The organism is Mesorhizobium sp. WSM4809, from assembly GCF_055811655.1.
Genome location: NZ_JBVVQW010000008.1, coordinates 74,197 through 95,589 on the forward strand (window position 1 = coordinate 74,197; position 21,393 = coordinate 95,589).

Annotated in this window: 19 protein-coding genes; 9 read left to right on the forward strand and 10 right to left on the reverse strand. The window is 64.3% G+C overall.

Features of this window, described 5'->3' with window-relative positions; translation table 11 throughout:
• Positions 1 to 40 precede the first annotated feature (40 nt).
• Positions 41 to 1,120, reverse strand: a complete 1,080-nt coding sequence (locus tag AC0L24_RS20685; protein WP_127271056.1) for a substrate-binding domain-containing protein — start codon at positions 1,118 to 1,120, stop codon at positions 41 to 43.
• Between the two features lie 343 nt (positions 1,121 to 1,463).
• Between AC0L24_RS20685 and AC0L24_RS20690 the strand changes: the two genes are divergently transcribed.
• The 9 genes from AC0L24_RS20690 (at position 1,464) to AC0L24_RS20730 (ending at position 9,828) form a co-directional block, all read left to right on the forward strand.
• Complete coding sequence (locus AC0L24_RS20690) at positions 1,464 to 2,114, forward strand: SGNH/GDSL hydrolase family protein (RefSeq protein ID WP_023809404.1); 651 nt, start codon at positions 1,464 to 1,466, stop codon at positions 2,112 to 2,114.
• Positions 2,115 to 2,171: 57 nt separating this feature from the next.
• On the forward strand, positions 2,172 to 3,266 hold the full coding sequence (locus AC0L24_RS20695; RefSeq protein WP_127326628.1) for an ROK family transcriptional regulator: 1,095 nt from the start codon (positions 2,172 to 2,174) through the stop codon (positions 3,264 to 3,266).
• A gap of 135 nt (positions 3,267 to 3,401) precedes the next feature.
• A complete protein-coding gene (locus AC0L24_RS20700; RefSeq protein WP_127267132.1) occupies positions 3,402 to 4,094 on the forward strand; it encodes a helix-turn-helix domain-containing protein in 693 nt (230 codons plus the stop codon).
• A 3-nt stretch (positions 4,095 to 4,097) separates the two neighbouring features.
• Positions 4,098 to 5,177 carry an extracellular solute-binding protein gene (locus AC0L24_RS20705; RefSeq protein ID WP_292458686.1) on the forward strand — a complete coding sequence of 360 codons (1,080 nt, stop codon included), beginning with the start codon at positions 4,098 to 4,100 and terminating at the stop codon, positions 5,175 to 5,177.
• Positions 5,178 to 5,201: 24 nt separating this feature from the next.
• The gene (locus tag AC0L24_RS20710) at positions 5,202 to 6,110 is read left to right on the forward strand and encodes an ABC transporter permease (protein WP_127809696.1); all 909 of its coding nucleotides are present in this window, start codon (positions 5,202 to 5,204) and stop codon (positions 6,108 to 6,110) included.
• Complete coding sequence (locus AC0L24_RS20715; RefSeq protein WP_023809409.1) at positions 6,107 to 6,895, forward strand: ABC transporter permease; 789 nt, start codon at positions 6,107 to 6,109, stop codon at positions 6,893 to 6,895. The genes AC0L24_RS20710 and AC0L24_RS20715 overlap by 4 nt, the downstream gene beginning before the upstream one ends.
• Position 6,896: 1 nt before the next feature.
• Positions 6,897 to 8,006: an ABC transporter ATP-binding protein gene (locus AC0L24_RS20720; protein WP_473564119.1), complete on the forward strand. Its 1,110-nt coding sequence runs from the start codon at positions 6,897 to 6,899 to the stop codon at positions 8,004 to 8,006.
• Between the two features lie 27 nt (positions 8,007 to 8,033).
• Entirely contained in the window at positions 8,034 to 9,416 is a 1,383-nt protein-coding gene (locus AC0L24_RS20725) for an NAD(P)/FAD-dependent oxidoreductase (protein WP_127326488.1), read from the forward strand.
• A 55-nt stretch (positions 9,417 to 9,471) separates the two neighbouring features.
• Positions 9,472 to 9,828 (forward strand): cupin domain-containing protein, encoded by a 357-nt coding sequence (locus AC0L24_RS20730; protein WP_127397290.1) that lies wholly within the window; start codon positions 9,472 to 9,474, stop codon positions 9,826 to 9,828.
• A 250-nt stretch (positions 9,829 to 10,078) separates the two neighbouring features.
• Here the strand turns inward: AC0L24_RS20730 and AC0L24_RS20735 are convergent, their stop codons facing one another.
• The 9 genes from AC0L24_RS20735 to AC0L24_RS20775 all read right to left on the reverse strand — a co-directional run bounded on the left by AC0L24_RS20735 (position 10,079) and on the right by AC0L24_RS20775 (position 21,342).
• Entirely contained in the window at positions 10,079 to 10,336 is a 258-nt protein-coding gene (locus AC0L24_RS20735; RefSeq protein WP_127397291.1) for a BrnA antitoxin family protein, read from the reverse strand.
• Positions 10,337 to 10,430: 94 nt separating this feature from the next.
• Positions 10,431 to 13,262, reverse strand: a complete 2,832-nt coding sequence (locus AC0L24_RS20740; RefSeq protein ID WP_292134651.1) for a nitrate reductase — start codon at positions 13,260 to 13,262, stop codon at positions 10,431 to 10,433.
• Positions 13,263 to 13,265: 3 nt separating this feature from the next.
• On the reverse strand, positions 13,266 to 13,595 hold the full coding sequence (gene nirD, locus AC0L24_RS20745) for a nitrite reductase small subunit NirD (RefSeq protein WP_127398695.1): 330 nt from the start codon (positions 13,593 to 13,595) through the stop codon (positions 13,266 to 13,268).
• A 5-nt stretch (positions 13,596 to 13,600) separates the two neighbouring features.
• Positions 13,601 to 16,051, reverse strand: a complete 2,451-nt coding sequence (gene nirB / locus AC0L24_RS20750; RefSeq protein ID WP_128362721.1) for a nitrite reductase large subunit NirB — start codon at positions 16,049 to 16,051, stop codon at positions 13,601 to 13,603.
• Positions 16,052 to 16,055: 4 nt separating this feature from the next.
• Positions 16,056 to 16,853: an ABC transporter ATP-binding protein gene (locus tag AC0L24_RS20755; RefSeq protein ID WP_127396612.1), complete on the reverse strand. Its 798-nt coding sequence runs from the start codon at positions 16,851 to 16,853 to the stop codon at positions 16,056 to 16,058.
• 11 nt (positions 16,854 to 16,864) lie between these two features.
• Positions 16,865 to 17,755: a nitrate ABC transporter permease gene (gene ntrB, locus AC0L24_RS20760; protein WP_127326483.1), complete on the reverse strand. Its 891-nt coding sequence runs from the start codon at positions 17,753 to 17,755 to the stop codon at positions 16,865 to 16,867.
• A 70-nt stretch (positions 17,756 to 17,825) separates the two neighbouring features.
• Positions 17,826 to 19,142 carry a CmpA/NrtA family ABC transporter substrate-binding protein gene (locus AC0L24_RS20765; protein ID WP_127396611.1) on the reverse strand — a complete coding sequence of 439 codons (1,317 nt, stop codon included), beginning with the start codon at positions 19,140 to 19,142 and terminating at the stop codon, positions 17,826 to 17,828.
• 356 nt (positions 19,143 to 19,498) lie between these two features.
• Positions 19,499 to 20,737, reverse strand: coding sequence for a CmpA/NrtA family ABC transporter substrate-binding protein (locus AC0L24_RS20770; RefSeq protein WP_473564131.1), 1,239 nt, complete (start codon positions 20,735 to 20,737; stop codon positions 19,499 to 19,501).
• Between the two features lie 2 nt (positions 20,738 to 20,739).
• Positions 20,740 to 21,342, reverse strand: a complete 603-nt coding sequence (locus tag AC0L24_RS20775; RefSeq protein WP_127809688.1) for an ANTAR domain-containing response regulator — start codon at positions 21,340 to 21,342, stop codon at positions 20,740 to 20,742.
• Between the last annotated feature and the right edge of the window lie 51 nt (positions 21,343 to 21,393).

Sequence of the window (21,393 nt, forward strand, 5' to 3'; positions counted from 1 at the left end):
GCGGGGAATGCTTGTCCACTCCCCGCCAGCCACGGCGCCGTCACTTCTTGCCGTAATATTCCTTGAGCTTGTCTTCTGGCAGTTCGCTCGGCCACCAGACATTGGCGGTGAGGTCGTCGCGATAGTATTTTTTGGCCTTGTCCTGGTCCCATCCGTCGGGATTATAGACATAGCGTTTGTAGAGCTGATTGCCTTCCAGAAGGGCAACGGCGGCGCGCACGCCGGCCGCACCTTGGGCGGGGCTGTATTCCGGCGAGATCGACTTGAACCCGTCCGTGATCCACTGGCCGAAATAGCCATTGTTGCCCTCGCCCGAAATCGGCGGAACGGGCGTGCCAAACTGCTTGAAGACATCGACGCAGGCGCGCGTCATGTCAGCGCCGGACGACCAGATGCCGTCAACCTGTGGGTTGTTCAGATAAAGCGTCTCGCACAGCTTCTTGGCCTTGTCGTACTGCCAGTCACCATGCTCCTCGGCGATGATCTGCACATGGGTGCCTTTAAGTGATTCCAGTAAGCCGTTGTAGCGGTTGGTGTCTTCCGGATGGCCGGCCAGGCCACGCAGGACCCAGATCTTGCCGTTGTCGCCGACGGTCTTGACCAGCCAGTCGCCCATCACCTTGCCGAAATGCTCGGCGCCGCCCTGGATTTCGGTGGTGTAGGCGTCGGAATCGATGCGGCCGGTGTGAAGGATGACCGGGATGCCGGCGGCGACCGCCTTGGCGATGCTGGCATTGGCCGATGTGCTGGTCACCGGCTGAACGATGATCGCGTCGACATGCTGCGCGATCAGGTCCTCGATGTCGGCCACCTGCTTTTTCTGGTCGAAGCCGGCATCGAGCAGGATGAATTTCGAGATGCGCTTGTCCTTGGCCGCGGCGTTCTCCGCCTCATGCGCCACCTGTACTGTCCAGGTGTTGGCGTTGACGCCGAAGTCGCTCATGCCGATGACCCAGGGCGGGTCCTTCTTGAACGCACCGGCCGCGGTCATGCGCGTGTCGTCGGGGCGCGGCGCCACGCCGTCCATCAGCTTGATGTCTTCCGCATGCGCCAGCGACGTCACGGCAAGCGTGGACGCAACGAGCATCCCCAAGCCGACGGTTTTCAGCAATCCTAACATTAAACTCTCCTCCTTGTGGTTGCCCCGGCCTACGAATTCGTATGGCCGGCCGTACGAATGCGTACGGCCATGAGACGCTCTCCCAATGCATGCTCGTTGTCGCAAACCGACCGATGCACGCAATTCTCCCGCCCCCGAACACATGCGTGCCGAAGCCCAATTCCTGCTGGACAATGATGACGGTCGAGAACTCCTCCGGGCACTTTAGAAGCACAGCGGATTCGCCCTGTCAATAGTTAGTCATGTTGAATGACTATTCCCTTGCTTGCCTTTCATCGCTCCTCTATCCATCATGATTGGCGCTCGCCGGCTTCGGCGCGCTGTCAGTCCCGGCGGGAAAAACATGCGATCAGTCTTGTGCTACGGCGACTCCAACACGCACGGCCAGATCCCCGGCAGGGGGCCGCTCGAGCGTTATGGGCCGGGTGAACGCTGGCCGGGCATATTGCGTTCTCAGCTAGGCCCCGACTGGTATGTCATCGAGGAAGGATTGAGCGGCCGCACCACCGTCCACGACGACCCGATCGAGGGCGCCCACAAAAACGGCAGAACCTATCTTCGCCCCTGCCTGCAGAGCCATGCGACGCTCGACCTCGTCATCATCATGCTCGGCACTAACGATTTGAAGATCCGCTTCAACAAGCCGCCGTCGGAAGTGGCGATGGGGATCGGCTGCCTCGTCTACGACATCAAGGAGCTGGCGCCTGGGCCAGGCGGCTCGACGCCCGAGATCATGATCGTGGCGCCGCCGCCGATGCAGGACGACGTCAAGGAATGGAAGTCCATCTTCGCCGGTGCGCCGGAGAAATCGCGCCTGCTCGCGCTCGAGTTCGAGGTTCTAGCGGACTCGCTCGAACTCCACTTTTTCGATGCCGGCTCGGTGGTCTCGTGCAGCGAAGCGGACGGCTTTCACATCGATGCCGAGGCGCACAGATTGCTGGGCACCGCACTTGCCCGCGCGGTCGATGCCATCGGCTGGAGCCGCTCGACATGAGCAACACTACAGCCACCGGGCAACGAGCTCTAACCGACGGGGCGACCCTTGCCTGACATGAGGTTCGCACCACCCAATCCCTTGCGCATCGCCGATCGTGCGAGCGGGCTGAATGCATTGAGCGTGCGCAGCTACAATGAGCGGCTGGTGCTGTCGCTGCTGCTTCAGAACGAGGGCATTTCGCGGATGGAAATCGGCGAAAAGACCGGCCTGTCGGCGCAGACGGCCTCGGTCATCGTCCGCTCGCTGGAACAGGAAGGCCTGGTCTCGCAGGGCGAGGCGCAGCGCGGCCGCGTCGGTCCGCCCACCATCCCGCTTTCGCTCAACCCGGAGGGCGCCTATGCGGTTGGCGTCGGCTTCAGCCGGCGCAGGATCGACATCGCACTCATCGATTTCATCGGCACCGTGCGCTTCCACACGCAATTGCCGGCGGATGAAGCCAATCCCTTTCCCCAAAGCAGCGATCTGTTCGGCGCGATCAGGCAAGCCATGACCAGCCTGCCGGTCGAGGCGCGCAGCCGGGTTGCCGGCATCGGCCTGGCCGTTCCCGACGATGTCGACACGATGGCTGCAACCCGCAACGGATCGAGCACCTCGCTGAAAGCCTTGCAGGGGGAGATCGAGGAACAGATCAAGCTGCCGGTTTTCGTGCAGAACGACATCACCGCGGCGGCCGGCGGCGAGAGCATGTTCGGCGTCGCCAAGCCGCTCAACGACTATTTGTTCTTCTATCTGGGAGCACGGCTGCAGAGCAGGCTCATCCTCAACCACCAGATCTACAAGGGAAACTCCAGCGCCAGCTTCGATCATGGCCTTGTGCGCCTGGAGAGCGAACTGACCAAGCGCCGGCGCCCGTCCGAAATCATCTGGAGCAGCAGCCCCGAGTGGCCTGACCTTGGCGAGGCCTACAGCGAATGGCTAGGGGAATGCTCCAACCGCCTGAAAGCCTCTATTTCCGCACTGACCCAGTTTGTCGAATTCAGGACGGTCGTCCTGTCCAGCTACGCGCCGCAGAAGATCGCCAAGGCCTTGTGCGCCGACATCGGCCGGGAATTCCCCGGCATCGAAGCGCTGCCCGCGCGGGTCAGCATCAGCCCGAAGGCCGTCGGCGCGGCAAGCCTGCCATTCAGTTCGCGCTTCATGATCCAGTGATCGAGCCGAACCGGCGTTGCCGGTCGGCCGATTGCGGGCTCTCTGCAGGTCCATCGATGATTTTCAAATGACAAGGCGATTCCGCTTGCCAGGACGCCTCACTTAATAGCATGTTAAGTGAACCCTGAGATCGCCATGAAAATCGCTGCGGATCACGCACTCAACGACAATGCCGCAACCAGCGCCGAAGCGCGCCGCTCGACGGTGTTGGGCGATCGCATCAAGGCCTATCGCACCACGCGGCGCCTGACGCTGCGCCAGCTCGGCGACATGATCGGCACCACCGCCAGCTTCCTGAGCCAGCTCGAGCGCGGCCTTTCGGGTGCCAACACCAGCACGCTGATGCTGATCGCCAACGCGCTCGGCATCAGCCTCGCCGATCTTTTCGACGAACGCGAGGTGTCGCCGCACGCGGTGCTGACACGGGCCGAACGGCCGGCGCTGCCGACCAGCGAAGGCTACCGCAAGACGCTGCTGTCGCGCCGGCCGATCCGCGAGATGGAAGTCTATTGCGGCGAGTTCGCCGTCGGTGGCTCCACCGGCGACGTGCCCTACACGCATGGCAACGCGAACGAGATGTTCCTCGTGCTGCGCGGACGCGTGCAACTGACGCTCGGCGACGAGAGCTTCACGCTCGAAGAGGGCGACAGCATCGAATATTCGACCTCGACGCCGCACCGGACGATCAATGTCGGCGATACGGTGGCCGAAGTGCTGTGGATCATCGCGCCGCCGACAAGCGGCGCCGTCGACCTCGATCAATATGTAGCCCGGAAAACGCTCGCGCCCGGCCTGCCAAAATCAAACAGCGAGCCATCGGAGGGTTAGAAAATGGGAAGCAGATCAAGATTGGCCGGGTTTGTCGGCGCCGCCGCACTGGCCTTGCTCGCAGCCGCCGCTCACGCGCAGAACGCGCCGCCGGCCGGAACCGTCGTCGACGGCTCGTTGAAGGGCAAGACGCTGACCTTCGTCTCCTATGGCGGCATCTACCAGGACGGCCAGGTTGCCGCGCTCAAGGAGTTCGTCGACAAGAGCGGCGTCAAGCTTTTGAACGACGGACCGACCGAAATCGCCAAGCTTCAAGCGCAGGTCGAATCAGGCAATGTGACCTGGGATGTCGTCGACACGGACGATTTTCCGCCCTTCGTGCATTGCGGAAAACTGTTCCAGAAACTCGATCTGACCAAGCTCGATATCTCGCACATCCCGCCCGGACAGGTCGGCGAATGCAGCGTGCCGGCGATGAATTACGGCATGGTCCTGATGTACAAGAACGACACCTACAAGGACAATCCGCCAAAGGACTGGAAGGATTTCTTCGACACCGCGAAATTCCCCGGCACCCGCGCCATCGACGGCAGCGGCAGCCCGCTCGGCGGCCTGATCGAACAGGCCATCCTGGCCGACGGCGGCAAGGTCGACGCCATGACGCCTGCCGATATCGACAAGGGCATCGCCAAGATCAAGGCGATCGGCCCCGACACCATCTTCTGGAAAACCGGCGCCGAATCCCAGCAGCTTGCCGAATCCGGCGAGGCCGACATGATCATCATGTGGACCGGCCGCGCCATGACGGCGGTCAAGAATGGCGCTGCCTACACGCCGGTGTGGAAGGACTGGCTGGTCGTCATGGATCAGCTGACCATCCCGGTCGGCGCCAAGGACCCCGATGCCTCCTACGCGCTGATCAACGCCTATCTCGGCAAGAAGTCGCAGGAGATCCTGACCGAGCAGACCTCCTACTCGCCGATCAACAACGAGGCACAGCCAAAGGTCGACGCGTCCGTCGCCGCCTTCCTGACCAACACGCCGGACCACGCCAAGCTCGGCTATCAGCAGAACATCAAGTTCTGGGTCGCCAACTTCGCCGCTGCGTCCGACAAGTGGACGGCGCTGATGGCCGGCAACTGAGCCGGCTACCACTGAGGTGACGGCGTGAGCCAGACATCGCATACGCCGACGGCCGGGGGTGATTATCCCCGGCCGTCAGGTGCCGTGCAGGGGCCGCAGCGGCGCCTGCGCCTTGCCGCCTATCCGTCGCTGCTGGCGATGCCGGCCCTGCTCCTGCTTGTCGCGGCTATGGGCTATCCCTTGCTGACCGTCACGCTGCGCAGTTTTTCGGACCCGGCCTGGGGCCTGCAGAACTACGTCTGGTTCTTCTCCACGCCGGTGAACGTCACCGTCCTGTGGCGCACCTTTTCCATCGCCGCCTGGGTCACCATCGTCTGCGTCATCGCCGCCTATCCCTACGCCTATCTCATGACGGCGGTCGGGCCGCGCCTGCGGCTGGTCCTCATCCTGTGCGTGCTCGTACCGTTCTGGGTCAGCGGCGTGGTGCGTACCCTGGCCTGGGTCATCCTGCTGCAGGATTCCGGCATCATCAATTCGGTCATCAGGCTGCTCGGCTTTGACGGCGTGAAGCTGATCCGCACGCAGACCGGAGTCGTCATCGGCATGGCGCAGGTGTTGCTGCCGTTCATGATCCTGCCGCTCTATTCTGTCATGCGCGGCATCGATTTGCGCCTCGTGCAGGCGGCGCGCAGCCTCGGCGCGCGGCCCGCACGTGCCTTCCTGCAGATCTATCTGCCGCTGTCGCTGCCAGGCGTCTTCGCCGGCGCCATCATCGTCTTCATCCTGTCGCTCGGCTTCTACATCACCCCTGCCCTGCTCGGCGGCCCGCGCAGCACCATGCTGTCGACGCTGGTGCAGAGCCAGGTGCTCAGCCTGCTCAACTGGGGACGCGGCGGCGCCATGGGGGTCGTCCTGCTGGTCGCGACCTTCGTGCTTCTGGCACTCGCCGCCCCGCTGATACGCCAGCGCCACAAGCAGGCGTCCAGATCATGAGACAAACGCCGTTCCGCATTCTGCTCGGCCTGTTCTGCCTGCTGGTCGCCGTCTGGCTGGTGATGCCGACGCTGGTCATCATCCCGATGTCGTTCAACGAGAAGAAGTCGCTTGCCTTCCCGCCCTCCGGCTTCTCCTGGCAGTGGTACGCGAATTTCTTCACCAATCCCGATTGGCTGTCGAGCTTCTTCAATTCGCTGAGGGTCGCGGGCCTCGTCGCCGTTGCCGCCACGCTGATCGGCACGCTGGCGTCGCTTGGCCTCAGCCGCATGAAACATTCCGGCGCCGGCCTGCTGCGCGCTATCCTGATCACGCCGATGATCGTGCCCGGCGTGGTGCTGGCGATCGGCATCTATGCCGTTTACCTCGACTACCAGCTTGTCGGCACCACCACCGGCTTCGTCATCGCGCACACGATGCTGGCGATCCCCTTCGTCATCATCGCCGTATCGGCAAGCCTCGAAGTCTTCGACGTGCGGCTGGAAACGGCGGCGGCCAGCCTCGGCGCCAACCGCTTCACCACATTCCGCACCGTGACCTTGCCGCTGATCGCGCCCGGTATCCTGTCCGGGCTTTTGTTTGCCTTCGTCACCTCCTTCGATGAAATCATCGTCGCGCTGTTCATCACCAGTCCCTACCTCAAGACCTTGCCGGTGCAGATCTTCACCAGCATCACCCGCGACGCCGACCCGACGGTGACGGCCGTCGGAACCATCATCTTCATTGCCACGACGCTGATCATCAGCGCCGGGCTGATCATCAGCTCGAAATCGACGAGGAGTTGAGATGACTGCGAGGGAACGTGGCGCGGCCATCGACATCAAGGGCGCAACCAAGCGTTACGGCAATTTCACCGCGCTCGACGATGTCAGCCTGCATATCGAGCCGGGCGAGTTCATGACGCTGCTGGGGCCCAGCGGCTCCGGCAAGACGACCACGCTCAACGTCGTTGCGGGCTTCACCGACCTCACCGCAGGCGATCTTGCCGTCGGCGGCAAGAGCATCGTCGCCCTGCCGGCGCACAAGCGCAACATCGGCGTCGTCTTCCAGCACTACGCGCTGTTTCCGCACATGACGGTCGGCAAGAACGTCGCCTATCCCCTCACCTTGCGCGGCATGGACAAGCAGGCGCGCGACCGTCTCGTCGTACGAGCACTGGACATGGTCAAGATGGCCGATTTCGCGCATCGCTATCCCTCCGAACTTTCCGGCGGCCAGCAGCAGCGCGTGGCGCTGGCGCGTGCCATCGTCTTCGATCCGCCGCTGCTGTTGATGGACGAACCGCTCGGCGCGCTCGACAAGAAACTGCGCGAATGGCTGCAGCTGGAGATCAAGCGGATCCACCGCGAACTCGGCACCACCTTCGTCTATGTGACGCACGACCAGGAAGAAGCGCTGGTGCTCTCCGACCGCATCGCTGTGTTCAATCAGGGCCGCATCGAACAGGTCGGAACCGGCCGCCAGCTCTACGACGAGCCGACGACCTTGTTCGTGGCGAAGTTCATCGGCGAATCGACCAGTTTGCGCGGCGAGGCCCAGGCGTCCGGAGACCAGACCAGCCTGACGATCGCCGGCCAGAAGATCGTGGCCTACGGCAAGCTCGCCGGCGGCCGCAAACCGGTGGTCCTGCTGCGGCCGGAGAAGCTGTCGCTTGCCGGCACCAACACGCCTCCCGCCGCCGGGCAGAACAGCCTCACTGGTGAGGTCAGCGAAGCGATCTATGTGGGGTCGGGTTCGAAATACCAGGTGACGCTTCGCGACGGCTCGGTCGCCATCGTGCGCTCGTCGCTGGAAGCCACACCGTTCTCGATTGGTGACACGGTCGATCTGCGCTGGTCCGTCGTCGATGCAAAACTTCTTGCCGACGACGACCGCGCCGACATGACGATGACCTGACCGCTTTTCCCCGCAGGGTTTTTAGACATGGACGCCAAAGTCAACGGCAACGTCTCGTTCTGGTATGCCGACATCGGTCTGCCGGCCTACCGCGCGCCGCTTCCAGGTGATCTCGAAGCCGATGTCTGCATCGTCGGCGCCGGCTACACCGGCTTGTGGACGGCTTATTATCTGAAGAAGGCCGATCCTTCGATCCGCATCGCCATCGTCGAGAGGGAGTTCGCCGGCTTCGGCGCGTCGGGCCGAAATGGCGGCTGGCTGTCCGGCGGCTTCAGCTGGTCGCGCGAAAAATATCTGCAGACCTCGACGCGCGGCGCCGTCATCGACATGGAAACCGCCATGCATGGCACGGTCGACGAAGTGATCGCGGTGACCGAGACCGAAGGCATCGATGCCGACATCCGCCGGGTCGACAATCTGACGGTCGCCACCAACCCGCCGCAGCTCGAACGGATCAAGGCCGCCTATGCCGATGCGATCGGCTGGAGCGTGCCGAGCGAGCGTGTCAGCCTGATCGGTCAGGAAGAGGCCAGAGCCCGCATCAACATCAGAAATGTGCTTGGCGGCTATATCCACCACGGCACCGCGCGCGTGCAGCCGGCCAAGCTGGTGCGCGGCCTGTCCGAAGCCGTCGAACGCATTGGCGTGCCGATCTACGAGCAGACCACCGTGACCGGCATCGAGAAGGGCAAGGTCACGACGAGCCGCGGCACCGTGCGCGCGCCAATCATCATCCGTGCCACGGAAGGGTTCACGGCCGGCATACCAGGCAATGAGCGGCTCTGGCTGCCGCTCAACAGCGCGCAGATCATCACCGAGCCGCTGCCGCAATCGCTATGGGACGAGATCGGCTGGGAGGGCCATGAGCTTCTCGGCGACGCCGCGCACGCCTATTGCTATGCACAGCGCACCAGGGAAGGCCGCATCACCATGGGCGGACGCGGCGTGCCCTACCGCTACGGCTCGCAGACCGACGTGCGCGGCCAGACGCAGCAGGCGACGATCGAAAGCCTGCACGCGATCCTCATCCGCCTTCTGCCACAGACAGCCAAGCTTCGCATCGACCACGCCTGGTGCGGCGTGCTGGGCGTGCCTCGCGACTGGTGCACGACGGCCGGTCTCGACCCTGAGACCGGCATCGGCTGGGCCGGCGGCTATGTCGGGCTCGGCGTATCCAGTTCCAACCTGTCGGGCCGCACGCTGCGCGACCTCATCCTGCGGCGCGACACCGAACTGACCCGACTGCCCTGGGTCAACCGCCAGGTCAGCAAGTGGGAGCCCGAGCCGATGCGCTGGCTCGGAGTCCACTCAATGTATCAACTCTATCGCGTCGCCGACGAACGCGAGGAGGCCGGCCTCCAGCACACGTCGAAACTCGCCGCGATCGCCGACCGCATCACCGGGCATTGAGCCTCGGAGCGACTCCAAAACTTTCTGCTTTTTCAGTGCCTGCCCGGAGACTGCCATGACCGATTTCCAGACCTTCGCCCATCTCGCCTCGATCGATCTCGGCGAGCCCGAGCCCAAGCCGACCTCGATCAGCGGCAATCAGTTCGAAGCAGCGAAGACGCTGTGGACCTCGCCCGACGGCACGCTGGAAGTCGGCGTCTGGGAGTGCACGCCGGGCCGCTTCACCGCATCGCGCGACAGCAATTCCGAAACGTGCCACATCGTGTCAGGCCGGGCCTCGCTGCATGGTCCCGATGGCCGCAGCAAGGACGTCGGCGCCGGAGAGATGCTGGTGCTGCCGAAAGGCTGGAAAGGCGAATGGACGATCCACGAGAAGACGCGCAAGCTCTATATCCTGCACTTCGAGGCGTGAGCCGACGTCCGCTTTGGCCGAAGCCTCCCCAACTTCGTCATCCTAGGGCGAAGCAGGAGCGAAGCTCCGTCGCGGAGACCCTGGGATCCATTCCGTGACAGCCATCGAGGAATGCAGCGGAACAGAATTCTGCACCGCTGCAGCGCTTTGAGGTCGCGGCATGTATCCCTTGGGCTGCGGAGCAGCTCCAAGGGTCTGCGCCGCGTCGCTACGCTCCTTGCTCCGCCCGTGGATGACGAAGCGATGGGCGCTACTCGTCGTCCAAACCGCCGGCCGTCGGCTTGCCTTCTATCGCCTGCCGCAAGGCGTCGTTGATGCGGTCCTGCCAGCCCGGCCCATCCTCCTGGAAGTGGTCCAGCACGGCGCGGTCGATCCGGATCGAAACAAGCTCCCTGACGCCTGGAGCGGCCGGCGGCTCGCGCACCGGAGCGGCCGGCTTCTTCACCGGTTTGAAAGCCGCCTCGGCGGCCTCCATCGGATTTGTCGGTCGGCGCGGGGGATTTGCCATTGGGATGACCCTGACTGAGACGATTCGTGCGCAGCACGCTTGCGCCACCATAGCCCAACCAGCGCCGTCGCGCAGGCCCATTTGGTTGGGACAATCACTCGGCTGCTTGAAGACTCTGCGCCTCGATGATGACCCTGATCTCGGCGCGGCAGGAGCCGCAATTCGTGCCGGCATGCAGGGCAGCGCCGATTGCCGCGACGCTGCCGCAGCCGCGGCGCACCGCTTCGACGATCTGGTTGGCGCCGACGCCGAAACAGGAGCAGACAATGGCGCCGCGATCGACGTCGACCCCGCCCGGCCGTCCGGCCACGATCGCCAGCCTTCCGCGCCGGTCGACATGATCGGCACTTAACTGTTCCGCCGCCCAGCCGCGCGACACGGCGACCGGGCCGGGCGCGACGAACAAGGCGCCTGACAGTTGATCGCCGTCGAAGGCGGCGATGCGATGCTGGCCGGCGTCGCAGTCATGATAGGCGAGCATTTCCGCACCCGGTGACGCGCCGAACAGTGACCCGGCAAAGCCGGCCCAGTCGATGTCGTCTTCGGCAAAGGCAAGCTCGACCCGCCAGCCGCCCTTGCATTTGGCCACGGCCCAATAGGCCGCGGCATCGGGCGACGGCCTATGCCGCGTCACCGCAAAGCCGAAGGCTTTTGCGGCGAATTTCTCGATGCGGGCGGCGACATGTTTCAGCGCCGGCTGGCCGGAAATGGGATCGGTCAGCGGCGCGGTCAGCGTGTCGAGCCGGCCCTTTGCCGAGAACTGATCGGTCCAGTGCATCGGCGCAAACAGGCTGCCCTGGCGCTGGCGTATCGTCACCAGCGCGCGGACCAGCACGTCACCGCGCGGGCTGGAAACGCGCACGATGTCGGCGTCACCGATGCCGAAGCGCTGCGCATCCACCGGGTGGATCTCGACGAAGGGCTCGGCGATGTGCTGCGAAAGCCGCGGGCTTTTGCCGGTCCGCGTCATGGTGTGCCAATGGTCGCGGATACGGCCGGTGTTGAGGATCAGCGGATAGTCGGGACTGGTGCGGACTTCCGTGGTCGGGCGGATGGCGATGAAGCGCGCCTTGCGATCGGGTGTGTAGAAATTGCCGTCGGCGAAGAAGCGAACCTGGAGCCCAGTCGTGCCGACCCCTTCTGGCCTGCCGGCCATCTCCCCCTCGAGGGGGGAGACTAGCAGCTTTGTCACCGGCGCTTCTTCCGCAGCGTTGGCGATTGGCGAAAGCCGAGCGGCAGGCTGATCTCCCCCCTTGAGGGGGAGATGGCCGGCAGGCCAGAAGGGGTCGGCACGACCGGGCGCCGGCCACTGGAACGGCTCAAGCGTTGCGTAGGTCTCGCCATCAACTCCGCCGTAGACGCCAATATCGAAATCCCGCGCACCATCATTCTCGAACCCCGACAGCGCGGCATGCTCGGCAAAAACCTCCCCTGGCGACGCATACGAAAACGCCCCGCCAAACCCCATCCGCTTGCCCACCTCGGCGACAATCCACCAGTCGGGCCTTGCCTCGCCGGGCAGCTCCAAAAACGCGCGCTGGCGCGACACACGGCGTTCGGAATTGGTGACGGTGCCATCCTTCTCGCCCCAGGCGGCGGCGGGCAGCCGGACATGGGCATGGCGGACGGTGTCGGTCCGGGCCAGCACGTCCGACACCACGACGAAGGGGCACGCCTTGATCGCCGCTTCGACGGCATCGGCGTCCGGCATCGAATCGACCGGGTTGGTGGCCATGATCCACAGCGCCTTGATGCGCCCGTCAGCCAGCGCCTGGAACATCTCGACTGCCTTCAGGCCCGGCTTTTGCGCGATATCAGGCGCGCTCCAGAAGCGCTGCACGCGGTCGCGATGGTCGGGGTTTTCGATCTCCATATGGGCGGCGAGCATATTGGCCATGCCGCCGACCTCGCGGCCGCCCATGGCGTTGGGCTGGCCCGTCACCGAAAACGGCCCTGCTCCGGGTTTGCCGATGCGGCCGGTGGCGAGATGGCAGTTGATGATTGCGTTGACCTTGTCGGTGCCGGATGACGACTGGTTCACACCCTGGCTGTAAACCGTCACCGTTTTCGCCGTCGCCGCAAACAGGCTGTAGAAACGGCCAAGCTCGTCCTCGCTCAGGCCGGTGGCGGCGGCGACGCCGGCCAGGTCGAGCGCGGAGGCCGCGAAAAGCGCTTGCCCGAAGCCGGTCGTGTGCGTCGTGATGTAGGCGCGGTCGAGCGCATTGTGCTGGCCGAGATAAGCGAGCAGGCCCGTGAACAAAGCGACGTCGCCATCGGGCGCGATCGCCAGATGCATGTCGGCGATGTCAGCGGTCATGGTGCGACGCGGGTCGACCAGGACGATCTTCACCTCCGGCCGCTTTTCCCGGGCAGCCGCGATGCGCTGGTAGAGCACCGGATGGCACCAGGCGAGGTTGGAGCCGACCAGCACGATCAGGTCGGCCAGCTCCAGATCCTCATAGGTTCCCGGCACGGTGTCGGAGCCGAAAGCGCGGCGGTGGCCGGCGACCGAGGAGGCCATGCACAGGCGCGAATTGGTGTCGATGTTGGCCGAGCCGACAAAACCCTTCATCAGTTTGTTGGCGACATAATAGTCCTCGGTCAGCAACTGGCCGGAGACATAGAAGGCGACCGCATCGGGCCCATGCTCGGCGATGGTCTGCGAGAAGGTCGAAGCGACCAGGTCGAGCGCCTCGTCCCAGCCGGCGCGGCGGCCATGGATCTCCGGATGAAGCAGCCTGCCGTCGAGGTCGATGGTCTCGGCCAGTGCCGAGCCCTTGGAGCAGAGCCGGCCGAAATTGGCCGGGTGGTCGGGGTCGCCACGCACGGACACCTGCCCGTCCGCGGCGACCTTCGCCAGCACGCCGCAGCCCACCCCGCAATAGGGGCAGGTGGTCCTCACCTCGCGCGCTTCGTCGATCTCCATTGGTCAGGCCGCGCGGCTGGCCAGCGCTTCCAGCGCAATGAACAGATGCTCGCCTTCGACCCGCACCGGAATGGTGCGCACCGCGCCCTCGTCGGCGCCGAGCGCCTTGCCCGTCTCCAGCGAAATCACCCAATTGTGTAAGGGACAGGTCACCGACGTCCCGTGCACGATGCCCTGGCTGAGCGGCCCGCCTCTGTGCGGGCAATGGTCGTCGATGGCGTAGACCTGATCGTCGGCGGTGCGGAAGACGGCGATCTTGCCTTCCGGGGTGGCGACGCAGCGCGCGCCGCGGCGGGGGATGTCGGCGATGGAGCCGATGGCGATCCAGTTCATGATTGTCACTCCGCCGCCTGCGCAAACCCGACAGAGGCCATCGGCCGGAATTCGTGCTTGTCCTTGCCGGAAACGCGTTCCGACCACGGATCGACCTGGGCGAATTTCTGGCTGAAGACGAAGCGGTCGTAATAAGCCTTGCGCTTCTCGCCATCGTCCATGATCTGACGCTTGATCTCGGGGATGCCGATGCGTTTGGCCCATTTGTAGATGCGCTCGAGATAGCGACCCTGCTCGCGATACATCTGCGTCAGCGCCACGATATGCTCCAGCGCCTCATCCTCGGTCTTGACCAGGCCGAGCACCTCGGTGCCCTTGATGTCGAGCCCGGCCGCCCCGGCAAAATGGATTTCGTAGCCGGAGTCGACGCAGATGACGCCAACATCCTTGCAGGTCGCTTCGGCGCAGTTGCGCGGACAGCCCGACACGGCCATCTTGACCTTGGCCGGCGTCCACGAGCCCCACATGAATTTTTCGATGCGGACGCCGAAGCCCGTCGAATCCTGCGTGCCGAAGCGGCACCAGTCCGAGCCGACGCAGGTCTTCACCGTGCGCAACCCCTTGGCATAGGCGTGGCCGGAGACGAAGCCGGCCTGGCCGAGATCGGCCCATACCGCCGGCAGGTCTTCCTTGCGGATGCCGAGCATGTCGATGCGCTGGCCGCCGGTGACCTTGACCATCGGGATTTCGAACTTGTCGACGACGTCGGCGATGGCGCGCAGCTCTGCCGCGTTGGTGACGCCGCCCCACATGCGCGGCACCACCGAATAGGTGCCGTCCTTCTGGATGTTGGCGTGTACGCGCTCGTTGATGAAGCGCGACTGGTAGTCGTCGGCGTAGTCGTCCGGCCAGTCGCAGACGAGATAATAGTTGAGCGCCGGCCGGCATTTGGCGCAGCCGCAGGAGGTCGTCCACTCCAGTTCCTGCATGACGGCGGGAATGGTCTTCAGGCCCTTGGCGATGATCAGCCGGCGCACCTCGTCATGGCCGAGCGTCGTGCAGCCGCACATCGGCTGCACCGCCGCCGGATTGTATTTGTCGCCGATGGTCAGCACCATCAGCTTCTCGACCAGCCCGGTGCAGGAGCCGCAGGAGGCTGACGCCTTGGTGTGGGCGCGCACGTCGTCGAGCGAGGTCAGGCCCTTCCCCGTAATCGCGCCAGTGATCTTTCCCTTGCAAACGCCGTTGCAGCCGCAGATTTCCGCATCATCCGGCAAGGCTGCAACGGCCGCCATAGGGTCCAGCGGGGCACCCCCCTGGTAGGACTGGCCGAAGATGAGCGTGTCGCGCATTTCGGAAATATCGGTCTGCTTCTTCTTGAGGTCGTTGAACCAGGCTCCATCAGCCGTCTCGCCATAGAGCACAGTACCGATGATGCGGTCGTCCTTCAGGACAAGGCGCTTGTAGACGCCGGCGGCCGCATCGCGCAGCACGATCTCCTGGCGGTCCTCGCCCTCGGCGAAGTCGCCGAGCGAGAACAGGTCGATGCCGGTGACCTTGAGCTTGGTCGGCGTGTCCATATGGACGAAGGCCGCCGCTTCGTTGCCGGCAAGCTGGCTGGCTGTAACGCGCGCCATCTCGTAGAGCGGCGCGACGAGGCCATAGACCTGGCCGTTGACCTCGGCACATTCGCCGAGCGCGTAAATGTCGGGATCGTTGCTGCGCATTCCGGCGTCGACGACGATGCCCCTGTTGACTGCGATGCCGGCCTGTTTCGCTAGCGCCGAATTCGGCCTGATGCCGACGGCCATCACCACAAGCGTTGCTGGGATAATGGTGCCGTCAGCAAGCTCCACCTGCCCGACCTTGCCGTTGCCTGTGATCGCCTGTGTGTTAGCCTTGGTGATCACCTTGATGCCGCGCTGCTCCACGGCACGCTGCAGCAGATAGCCGGCCGCGGGATCGAGCTGGCGCTCCATCAGCGTCGGCATGACATGCAGCACGGTGACGTCCATGCCTTGCGCGTTCAGCCCTGCTGCCGCCTCCAGCCCGAGCAGGCCGCCGCCGATGACCACCGCCTTGGCCCGCGACTGGGCGGCGAGCATCATCGCCTGCACATCGTCGAGGTCGCGATAGGTCAGCACGCCCGGCAGATCATGGCCCGGCACCGGAATGATGAACGGCACCGAGCCGGTGGCGATGACGAGCTTGTCGTAGGGTTCGGTGACGCCATGATCTGACGTGACGGTCTTCGCTGACCGGTCGATGGTGACGATCTTGTGGCCCTTGTAGAGGGTGATGTTGTTGGCGATGTACCAGCCGTCGCCGTGGATGATGATCTCCTCATAGGCTTTCTCGCCCGACAGAACCGGCGACAGCATGATGCGGTCGTAATTGACGCGGGGCTCGGCGTTGAAGATGGTGACGGTGTAGCGGCCCGGCGCCTGTTCCAGCAGGTGCTCGAGCATGCGCCCGGGGGCCATGCCATTGCCGATGATGACAAGTCTTTCGCTCATGGTGCTACTCCGCGGCTTCGACGAAGCGGTGGCGTTCGTAGAGGAACTTCAGCACCGCCTCGCGGCAGCGCAGGAAGGTCCGGTCGGAAGAGAGTTCGACGCGCCGGCGCGGCCGCGCCAGCGGCACGGGAAGCACTTCGCCGATGGTTGCCGCCGGGCCATTGGTCATCATGACGATGCGGTCGGAAAGCAGCACCGCCTCGTCGACATCGTGGGTGATCATGATCGTCGTCGAGCCGAGCCTGGAGTGGATGTCCATCACCGCGTCCTGCAGATGGGCGCGCGTCAGCGCATCGAGCGCGCCGAACGGCTCGTCGAGCAGCAGGATCTTCGGCTCCATGGCCAGCGCCCGGGCGATGCCGACGCGCTGCTTCATGCCGCCCGATATTTCTGCCGGGCGTTTATCCTTGGCATGCGCCATCTGCACGAGGTCAAGATTGCGCATGATCCAGTCATGCCGCTCGGCCTTGCTCTTCGAACGACCGAAGACCTTCGACACCGCCAGATTGATGTTTTCGTAGACGGTCAGCCACGGCAAAAGGCTGTGGTTCTGGAACACCACGGCGCGTTCCGGTCCTGGGCTGTCGACCTCCTTGTCCTCGAGCAGCACGGCGCCGGCGGACACCTTGGTCAGCCCGGCGATCAGATTGAGCAAGGTCGACTTGCCACAGCCGGAATGGCCGATGATGGAGACGAATTCGCCGTTGTCGATGGTCAGCCTGATGTCCTTCAACACCTCGCTGACCTGGGCACCACGCGTGAAGGATTTGTCGATATGGTCGAGCTTCAGATAGGCCGTCATCGCCCCTCTCCTCACTTTGCCGTTGTGCCGCGGGTGACGAAGGCGCCGACCGCCGCGACCAGACGGTCGAGGCAGAAGCCGGTGACGCCGATATAGGCGAGCGCGACGATGATGTCGGGCAGCCGCGACGAGTTCCACGCGTCCCAGATGAAGAAGCCGATGCCGACGCCGCCGGTCAGCATTTCGGCGGCGACGATGGCAAGCCAGGACAGGCCGATGCCGATCCTCAGGCCGGTAAAGATGTAAGGCGCGGCGGCCGGCACCATGATCTTCACGAAGAACTCGAACTGGTTGAGCCGCAGGATGCGCGAGACGTTGCGATAATCCTCTGGGATGTTACGCACGCCAACCGCAGTGTTGATGATGATTGGCCAGATCGACGTGATGAAGATGACGAAGATCGCCGACGGGCTGGAATCGCGGAACGCCGCCAGCGACAGCGGCAGCCAGGCCAGCGGCGGCACCGTGCGCAGGATCTGGAACACTGGGTCGAGGCCGCGCATCGCCCAGATCGACTGGCCGACCAGCGCGCCGAGCGCGACGCCGACCACCGCCGCCAGGCCGAAGCCGATGGCAACACGCTGCAGCGAGATCAGCACGCGCCATGCCAGACCGATATCCTGCGGGCCATTGTCGAAGAACGGATGCGCGATCAAATCGTAGGCCTCGTTCCACACCTGGGTCGGCGGCGGCAGGCTTGATGTCGGCGACGAACAGGCGATCTGCCAGACGACCAGCATCAGCGCGATCACGATGATGGGCGGCACCAGCGCGCTTGCCAGTTTGCCGGCGATGGCTAGCGGCTCGAAGCGACGCCGTGCCTTGGCAGTGAAGGCGATGACCTCCGCCGGCTTGGCAGGAAAGGCCTTCACCTTGGTGTCCTCGATAGTCTGGATCGACATGTCTGGGGAAAACTCCGTGGGGCAGATAATTCGAGCGACAAACGGCGCAATGTGCCGTTTGCGCAGGGGTTCAGGCCGATGCCTTGATCTTCAGGCTATCGAGATAGGCGGACGGGTTGGCCGGATCGAAGATCTTGCCGTCGAAGAAGGTCTCGACGCCGCGCGACGACGACGCCGGAACGTCGGCAGCCGCAACGCCGAGATCCTTGGCCGCCTCGCGCCACAGATCCTCGCGGTTGACCTGATCGACCAGCGCCTTGATGTCGGTGGTCGGCGCGAACTTGCCCCAACGGATGTTCTCGGCGAGGAACCACGTATCGTGGCTCTTGAACGGATAGGAGACGCCGCCCTTCCAGAACTTCATGGAAAGATCGGTGCCGTTGGCGACGCGGCCATTGCCGTAGTTGATGTCGCCCTTGAGGCGGCCGATGATGTCGGCGACGGGCACGTTCATCCATTGCCGCTTGCCGATGATGGCGGCCATCTCGTCCTTGTTGTCGCTGGCCTCGCACCATTGCTGGGCTTCCATGACGGCCATCAGGATCGCCTTGGTGGCGTTCGGGTTTTTCTCGATGAATTCGGCACGCAGGCCGAGCGCCTTTTCCGGATGGCCCTTCCACAATTCGCCCGTCGTGGCGGCGGTGAAGCCGACGCCCTGATGGACGAGCTGCTCGTTCCACGGCTCGCCGACGCAGAACACGTCCATGTTGCCGACCTTCATGTTGGCCACCATCTGCGGCGGCGGCACGACGATGGTCGAGACGTCTTTGTCGGGATCGATGCCACCGGCCGCCAGCCAGTAGCGCAGCCACAAATCATGCGTGCCGCCCGGGAAGGTCATGGCGGCCTTGATTTCCTTGCCAGCCGCTTTCTTGGCGGCAAAAGCGTCTTTCAGCTTCGAGGCGTCGAGACCGACACCGGTGCCGGCATATTCCTGGGCGACCGAAATGCCTTGGCAGTCGTAGTTGAGCCGCGCCACGATCGCCATCGGCATCGGCTGGTTGTTCTGCGTCACCTTGCCCGTGTGCATGAGGTAAGGCAGCGGCGTCAGGATATGGGCGCCGTCGATGCCGTTGGCCGCGCCGCCGAGCATCAGATTGTCGCGTGTCGCACCCCAGGAGGCCTGCTTGAGCACCTCGACATCGGGCATGCCGAACTTGGCGAACAGCCCCTTCTCCTTGGCGATCATCAGCGGTGCCGCATCGGTGAGGGCAATGAAGCCGAGCTTGGCCCCGGTGACCTCCGGAGTGGCGGTCGCAGCATAGGCGCCGGAAGGGAAGAGCTTGCGGGCCGCCACGAACAGGCCGGCCGTCATCGCGCTGCTGACGAGAAAATCGCGGCGCGTCATGTCCTTGAGGGTCGTTCCAGTCCTGATCCGTTTCGTCATCGTCGTCTCCGGTTGGGCGCGGCTTGGGATCCGCGTCGTCGATTGCGTGTTGATCAAAACAAAAAAGCCGCCAGCCAGGTCTTCGCGTCCGGGTGACCGGGAGCGCGCATTAACCTGAGCGGCAGCTTTGCCTGTGGCGCCCGTCGTTGGACGCCTGTTCCGTGACCCGCGAAGGGCCTGTCTATCTCAAAGCAGGAACCGTGCCAGTTTTGAGAGAGGTGAAAAAGATCAATTAAATCAGCAACCCGCGCCGATCGCGGACGCACCGGGTCGTATAGCCGGAAGGCCAAAGATTGTTCATTCGGGCAATCGCGCGCACAATTTTTGTGCAATGCACAAGAATGACGCGGAAATGATCAGGCTTCCGCGCGAGCCGATTTCTGGCCGGTAATGTACGCGTCGACCTCGTCCGGATCGAAGATCTGGCCGTCGAAGAAACCGTCCGGACCGAGCACAAGGCCGGCGCCTGTCGCGCCGACTGCGGTGGCAACTTGGAGCGCACCCTCGACTTTCGAATTGGCGCCGGGAAGCGCCACACCAAGCGGCTTCAGAGCCGAACGGTAGAGGTCGGGCCGGTAGCAGTTGCGGGCGATGGCAAGGTTTTCCGGCGTGTGCGCCACGTGCCCCCAGCGCACCATCTGCGTGTAGAACCACAGCGCATGGCTCTTCCATGGAAAGTTCGCTGCCTTGTCGAACGGGAGGAAGAAGTCGTCGATGGTCCGCTCCGCGCCGCCGCCCAGTCGGAGATGACCGGTCAGGATCGGCATCTGCACGGCCGGCGGCAGGCCGAGAAAGCCGGCCTGCGCCATCACAGCTGCCAATTCGCCACGGTTGGCCGGATCCTGGCACCAGCGCGCCGAGTGATGCAGCGCACGCAGCAGCGCCGCCAGTGCCTCGGGGTTTTCGTCTGCCCACGCCTTGCGCACGCCGATCACCTTCTCCGGGCTGTTACGCCATATCCGCGCCTTGACGGTGACGATATGCCCGGTGCCGGCGGCAACCGCAGCACTGTTCCAAGGTTCGCCTGCGCAGTACCCGTCGATGCGGCCGGTGGCCAGCGCATCCGCCATGAAGGGCGGCGGCACGATGACGATCTCGATTTCGCGCCCCGGATCGATGCCGCAGGCGGCGAGCCAGTAGCGGAGTTCGTAATTGTGCCCGGAATGCGGATGCACCACGGCGAAGCGCAGCGGGTCGCCACCGGCCGCAGCGCGCTCGCGAATGAGCGCGTGCAACGCCGCACCGGCGCGCGCCGGATCAAGATCGGCTTCGGCGCCGTGCGCCACCATTCCGGCCCAGACGGTGTTGGAGACGGTGACGCAATTGCCGCCGAGCCCGAGCGAGAACGGCACGATGGTTTCCGAAGCGAGTGGCGTCAGCCCGAGATTGCAGGCGAGCGGCATCGGTCCCAGCATATGCGCGAGATGAAAGTGACCGATGGCGATGCGGTCGCGGATGTTGGCCCAGGACGTCTCGCGGTGTAGGGTGAGGTCGATGCCTTCTCGTGCGGCAAAGCCAAGCTCCCCGGCCGCGACCAGCACGGCGCTGTCGAAAAGCGGCATGAAACCGGCGGTGATCTGGTGCGCGGCGCCCATGCTCATTCATCCTCCGCCGGTCCGAGCAGCCCGGCGGCAGTCACCAGGCTCTGGGCGATGTCGCCGATCTTGCGGTTCTGGTTCATCGCCGTCTTGCGCAGCAGCGTGTAGGCGGCCTCTTCGGAGAGGCCGCGCGACTTCATCAGGATGCCCTTGGCGCGGTCGATCACCTTGCGGCTCTCGAGTTCGCCGCGAACCTCTTCCAGTTCGCGCGCCATGCGCGAAAAAGCGTTGAAACGGCTGACCGCCATGTCGAGGATCGGCTTGACGCGCTCTTGCCGCAGACCGTCGACGACATAGGCCGAAACGCCGGCATCGACCGCCGCCTCGATCGAGGCCTGGTCGGAGCGGTCGACGAACATGGCGATCGGCCGTTTCACGGCGCGCGACAGCTGGAACATGTTTTCCAGCATGTCCCGGTTCGGATTCTCGAGATCGATGACGATGACGTCGGGCTCGACCTCGGCGATCCGCCGCGCAATGCCGGTCACGTCATGAATGACGGTGACTCGCTCATGGCCGGCCTCGCGCAACCCCGCCTCGATGATCGCGGCGCGGATGCGGTTTTCATCGATCACCAGGACGGCGAGTGCGGTTCGAACCATGCCTGCATTGTGACCAAGCGAAGGAATTGTGCAATGCAGTATGGTTGAACA